The 5,831-nt window shown below is 71.0% G+C and carries 5 protein-coding genes; 1 reads left to right on the forward strand and 4 read right to left on the reverse strand.

Features of this window, described 5'->3' with window-relative positions:
• Window positions 1-202 precede the first annotated feature (202 nt).
• Window positions 203-1,591: a dipeptidase gene (locus tag K6U79_10600; GenBank protein MCL6522800.1), complete on the forward strand. Its 1,389-nt coding sequence runs from the start codon at window positions 203-205 to the stop codon at window positions 1,589-1,591.
• 100 nt (window positions 1,592-1,691) lie between these two features.
• On the opposite strand, the gene K6U79_10605 is transcribed toward K6U79_10600, so the two are convergent.
• The 4 genes from K6U79_10605 to K6U79_10620 form a co-directional block, all read right to left on the reverse strand.
• A complete protein-coding gene (locus tag K6U79_10605) occupies window positions 1,692-2,621 on the reverse strand; it encodes an ABC transporter permease (protein MCL6522801.1) in 930 nt (309 codons plus the stop codon).
• A gap of 10 nt (window positions 2,622-2,631) precedes the next feature.
• Window positions 2,632-3,561, reverse strand: coding sequence for an ABC transporter permease (locus tag K6U79_10610; GenBank protein MCL6522802.1), 930 nt, complete (start codon window positions 3,559-3,561; stop codon window positions 2,632-2,634).
• Window positions 3,562-3,577: 16 nt separating this feature from the next.
• Window positions 3,578-5,137, reverse strand: coding sequence for an ABC transporter substrate-binding protein (locus K6U79_10615; GenBank protein ID MCL6522803.1), 1,560 nt, complete (start codon window positions 5,135-5,137; stop codon window positions 3,578-3,580).
• Window positions 5,138-5,526: 389 nt separating this feature from the next.
• Complete coding sequence (locus K6U79_10620) at window positions 5,527-5,820, reverse strand: CRISPR-associated endonuclease Cas2 (GenBank protein MCL6522804.1); 294 nt, start codon at window positions 5,818-5,820, stop codon at window positions 5,527-5,529.
• Window positions 5,821-5,831 lie beyond the last annotated feature (11 nt).

A 5,831-nucleotide genomic window follows, 5' to 3' on the forward strand; every position in this document is an offset into this window, starting at 1 on the left:
CAACCCCCAGGCCATGGAGGTGATGGCGCGCCGCTTCGCCGGGGTCGAGGGGATCGAGTGGATCGGCTGGGAGCCGGGGCGGCCGGGGGGCGCGCCGAGGGAGGGCGCGCCGGAGGACCCGGGGCGCGACGCGGGCGGAGGAGATCGGCGCGACGGGGCGTAGCCAAGGAGCAATGCCCGCAGAGTGGGGGGATCGCGCGGAATGGCCTCATGGCGCCAGTATCTCGAAGAGAACCGGTCGCGGAACCTGGAGGACTTCCTCGAGCTCCTGAGGATCCCCAGCATCTCGGCGCTGCCCGAGCACGCCCAAGACGTGCGCCGCGCCGCCGAGTGGAGCGCCCGCCGGCTGGAGCGGGCGGGGCTGGAGAACGTCCGCATCCTGGAGACGGGCGGCCACCCGGTGGTCTACGCCGACTGGCTCCACGCCCCGGGGAAGCCCACCGTCCTCCTCTACGGCCACTTCGACGTGCAGCCCGTCGACCCGGTGGAGCGCTGGACGAGCCCGCCCTTCGAGCCCGCCGTCCGCGACGGGCGCGTCTACGCCCGCGGCGCCTCGGACAACAAGGGCAACTTCGTCCAGGCCATCTTCGCCGTCGAGGCCTGGCTCCGCGCCGAGGGCCGCCTGCCGCTCAACGTCAAGTTCCTCCTCGAGGGCCAGGAGGAGATCGGTAGCCCGCAGCTGCCCGCCTTCGTCGCCCAGCACACGGAGCTCCTGGCCTCGGACCTGGCCGTCAGCACCGACGGCGCCAACTGGACGGAGGAGCTGCCCTCCGTCTCGGTGGGCTCGCGCGGCCTCTGCGCCCTGCAGATCGATGTGAAGGGCGCGGCCAGCGACCTCCACTCCGGCATCTACGGGGGCACCGTCCAGAACCCCATCCACGCGCTGGTGGCGCTCCTGGCCACGATGCGCGCGCCCGACGGGAGGATCCTGGTGGAGGGCTTCTACGATGCCGTCCGCCCCCTGAGCGAGCAAGAGCGGGCCATGTTCGCCCGCATCCCCCACGACGACCAGGCCTACGCGCGCCAGCTCGGCCTGCCCGCCACCTTCGGCGAGCCCGGCTACGGCACGCTGGAGCGCGCCTGGGTGCGGCCGACGCTGGAGGTGAACGGCGTCTGGGGCGGCTTCCAGGGTGAGGGGACGAAGACCGTCATCCCCAACGAGGCGCACGCCAAGATCTCCTGCCGGCTGGTGCCGGACCAGGATCCCGACGCGATCCTCGCCCTCCTGCGGCGGCACGTGGAGCGCCACGCCCCTCCCGGCGTGGAGGTGCGCGTGCAGGAGTTCCCCGGCAAGGCGCGGCCCTACGTGGTGCCCTCCGAGCTGCCCGCGCTCCGCCTGGCCCGCGAGGTGCTGGCGGAGGTCTACGGGCGCGAGCCGGTGCTGGTGCGGACCGGAGGCACCGTGCCCGTCCTCGACCTCTTCCGCACCCACCTGGGCGTGGAGACGGTGACGGTCGCCTTCGGCGTGGACGACGAGCACTTCCACGCCCCCGACGAGTTCTACCGCCTGGCCAACTTCGACCGCGGCCGGGTGGGCTACGGGCGGCTCTTGGAGCGGCTCGGCGAGGCTTCCTGGAAGGGCGGCGCCTGAGGCCGGGGGAGCGCGCGGGACGGCCGGGGGGCCCACCCCTCCGGCCGCCCGGGCGCCGGCCCGGCGGGGGCGAGCCCGGCGCCGCAAGGCAGGCCGGACGTCAGGGCAGGCGGGCCTCCCCCACCGGGCCGCCGGCGGCCTCCCCCTGGGCGACCACGGGCTCGCCCGCCTCCGCCGCGGCCAGGCCCGCCCCCTCGGCGTGGAGATAGGGGTCGAGCGCGTCGCGCAGCCCGTCGCCCACCAGGTTGAAGGCGAGCACCGCCAGGAAGATGACCAGCCCCGGGAACGTGGTGACGTAGGGCGCGCTGAAGATGTAGTTCCTTCCTTCGCCCAGCATCGTCCCCCACTCGGCCGCCGGCGGCTGCACCCCCAGCCCCAGGAAGCCCAGCCCGGCGGCGTTGAGGATGGCCAGCCCCACGCTGAGCGTCGCCTGGACGATGACCGGCGCCAGCACGTTGGGCAGCACGTGGCGCGCCAGGATGCGCGCGCTGGAGGCGCCCAGCGCCCGGGCCGCCTCGACGTAGAGCTGCTCGCGCACCGAGAGGACGGCGCTGCGCGTGACGCGGATGAAGAGCGGCACGGTGCTGATCCCCACGGCCACGATCACGTTCTGCACGCCCACGCCCAGCACGGCCACCAGGCCCAGCGCCAGGAGGATGCTGGGGAAGGAGAGGAGGACGTCGGTCAGCCGCTGGATGACCAGGTCGATCCAGCCGCCCCAGTAGCCGGAGAGGAGCGCCAGCGGCACGCCCGCCACCAGCCCGATGGCCACCGAGAGCAGGCCGATCAGCAGCGAGAGCCGCCCGCCCATGGCCAGCCGCGTGGCGATGTCGCGCCCCAGGTAGTCGGTGCCCAGCGGATGGGCGGCGCCGGGTCGGACGAAGGCGTGCGCCAGATCCTGGGAGTAGGGGTCGTAGGGCGAGAGGAGCGGGCCCAGGAGCGCCGCCAGCAGCAGCACGGCCAGGATGCCCAGTCCCACCAGCGCCTGTCGGTTCTGCCGGAAACGCCTCACCCAGCTCACGGGACGGATCCTCCAGGCCTCACGAGTAGCGGATGCGCGGGTCGACCGCCGTGTAGAGCAGGTCGACCAGCAGGTTGATGAGCACGACCAGGGTGGCGTAGACGAGGATGATGCCCTGGATCATGGGGTAGTCACGGGCGAAGATGGAGTTGACCAGCAGCTGCCCCATGCCCGGCCAGCCGAAGACCGTCTCGGTCAGCACGGCGCCGCCCAGCAGGTTGCCGAACTGGAGCGCGATCACCGTCAGGATGGGCAGGAAGGCGTTGCGCAGCGCGTGGACGAAGATGACGCGCCCCCTCCCCACCCCCTTGGCGGTGGCGGTGCGCACGTAGTCCTGGCGGAGCGTCTCCAGCATGGCCGCCCGCGTCATGCGCGCCACCAGCGCCACGGAGAAGAGCGCCAGTGTCAGCGCCGGCAGCACGATGGCCCCCGGCCGGTCGGCGCCGGCCGCCGGCAGCCAGTGCAGGTCGACGGCGAAGAGGATGATCAGGAGCAGCCCCAGCCAGTAGACCGGCATGGAGATGCCCGCCAGCGCCCCCACCGAGACCAGGAAGTCCAGCCAGCTGGTCCGCCGCACCGCCGCCGCCACGCCCATCAGGATGCCGCTCACCGAGCCGACCAGCGTGGCTGCCACCGCCAGCTCCAGCGTGTAGGGCAACCGGGCGAGGATCTCGGCCAGCACCGGCTGCGAGGTGCGCGCCGAGACGCCCAGGTTGCCCTGCAGCAGCTGGAGGAGGAAGGTGGCGAACTGCGTCGCCAGCGGCTGGTCCAGCCCCAGCTGGTGGCGGATCTGCGCCACCTGCTGGTCGGTGGCCAGGAGGCCGGCGATGACCCGCGCCGGGTCGCCGGGCAAGAGCCGGACGAGCAGGAAGACGGCGACGGCCACCCCGAGGAGAGTGACCACCGAGGTGGCCAGCCGTCTCGCCACGTAGACTGCGGTTCCGCTCAACGCCGCCCCCGGCGCCTCACTGGGCCGGCCGCGCGTTCAGGATGTCGAACATCTCGTTGGGCAGGTAGGACACCCCCGTGATCTTGGCCGAGTAGACGATGGGGAAGCGTTGCGTCCAGAGGAAGATCCAGGGCGCATCGCTCCAGATCTGCTTCGACGCCTCGCAGTAGAGCTGCTGGCGCTGCGCCGGATCCACCGTCTGCCCCGCCTGGGCGACCAGCTGCTCCACCTTGGGGTTCGTGTAGAAGGAGCTGGCCAGCCCGGCCGGCGGCCAGTCGGCCTTGAGGAACTGGACCATCTGCTGCTCGGCGTCCATGTAGCCCGGCGCCCAGCCCAGCATGTGGAGCTGGGTGGTGTTCTCGTTGAGCGGCTTGGTCATGGTGGCCACGTAGGTCGGCCAGTCCATGGTCTGGACGCTCGTCTGCACGCCCACCTTGGCCAGGTCGCCGGCGATGGCCTGCGCCGCCTGGAAGTCCTGCACGTAGCGGCCGGTGGGGGCGATGAAGCGGAGCGTCAGCGAAGGCTCGCCCGCCTCCTGCAGGAGCTGCTTCGCCTTGGCCGGGTCGTACGGATAGGCGCCGATGGAGCAGTAGCCGAAGAGGCTCTTGGCCATGGGCGCGTCCATGGGGTCGGCGGCGCCGAAGAGGACGTTCTGAATGATGGCCTGCTTGTCGACCGCGTAGTTGAGCGCCTGGCGGACGCGCGGATCCTTCAGCTTGGGATCCTGGGTGTTGATGGCGATGAAGATGGTCCGGTCGCTGGGTGCCAAGAGCACCTTGACCGCCGGGTTCTGCTGCAGCGCCTTCAGGTCGGAGGCCGGCGGCAGGATGATCACGTCCGCCTGGCCGGCCAGCAGCATGCTCTCCCGCGTGGCCGCCTCGGGCACCACCTTGAAGACGACGCTGCCGTAGTACGGCTTCTGGCCCCAGTAGCCGTCGAAGCGGGCGAGGGTGATGTGGTCGTTCTTCACCCACTCCTTGAAGGCGTAGGGCCCGGTGCCCACCGGATGCTGGTAGTTCTCGTAGGTGTTGCCGTACTTGTCGATGGAGGCCGGCGAGATGATGGCCGCCGCCGTCTCGGTCAGGGCGCTCACCAGCGCCGGCGCCGGGTGCTTCAGGTGGAGGACGACCGTCTGGGGGTCCTTGGCCTCCACCGACTGGATGGCGGTGAAGGGGCCGCGGAGCGGGACCTTCACCTTGGGGTCGAGCATCCGGTCGAGGCTGAACTTGACCGCCTGCGCGTCGAAGGGCGTGCCGTCCTGGAAGCGGACGCCGGTGCGCAGGTGGAAGGTGACCGTCAGCCCGTCGGGCGAGGGCTCCCAGCTGGTGGCCAGGAGGGGCTGGGTCTTGCCGTCCTTGTCCAGCGCCACCAGCGGCTGGGTGACGTAGTCGAGGATGTTCTGGATGGTGGTGGTGGTCTGGCCGGCCGGGTCCAGCGTGTCGGCGTCGATGCCGATGGCGACGGTCAGCGTCTGGCTCTGCGACGTCTGACCCGCCTGGCCGCCGCCCTGCCCGCCCTGGCCCTGGCCGGAGGTGTTGGCGCTGCCACCGCCGCCTCCGCAGGCGCTCAGCGTCATGGCGAAGAGGAGGCCCAGCGCCAGCAGGGTGCCCTTCCTCCTCCGGCCTGCAGGGATGCCTCTCAGGTCGGTCCGCACCGCGTCTCCACTCCTTGTCGAACGTCGTCCGGGGCCCAGCGACGAGTTTTGGACGTGATTCGCGCCGGGAGGGGGATCTCCTCCACTTCCCCGGTCGCCGCCAGGAGTTGCCGGTACGGTTTTCGGAGGACAGGGACGGGGGACGTGGGGCGATGGAGCAATCCCTGGGACGGCGGGCCGTCAGCAGACCAGTCGCCGCAGGTCGCGGACCGCGAGCGGAAGGCCAAGGGTGCTGAAACGCCGGCTGGTGAGGCGGCCGGATCGCACCGGGCCGAGACGTACGAGAGGACCTGGTCTTGCTTGGTGTGAATCTATTGCAAAAGGCGAGCCTCCAGACGAGCCTGCTGCACCGGAGTCAGCGCGGCCACAAAGACCGAATATTGCAATGGATCCCCGAAGTCCCGCATGATCTTATGGACTGTCTGTAGTCGCCTCTCATCAGCTACGCCGTAGGCAACGAGGTAGAGCTCCCGCCGGCTGTTGGTACGGACCTTGACGTGAGCGCTCGCACGCTCGCGTTGCGCTCCCTTTGGGGTAGATCGATGATGTCCTGAGGCTGCTGTAAAAGCGGGAAGGCCCGGGCTACGATGGTTTGCAGCAGGCAAAACCCATCGAG

This window comes from Bacillota bacterium (genome assembly GCA_023511835.1).
Taxonomy (GTDB): Bacteria; Bacillota; Sulfobacillia; order JAIMAT01; family JAIMAT01; genus JAIMAT01.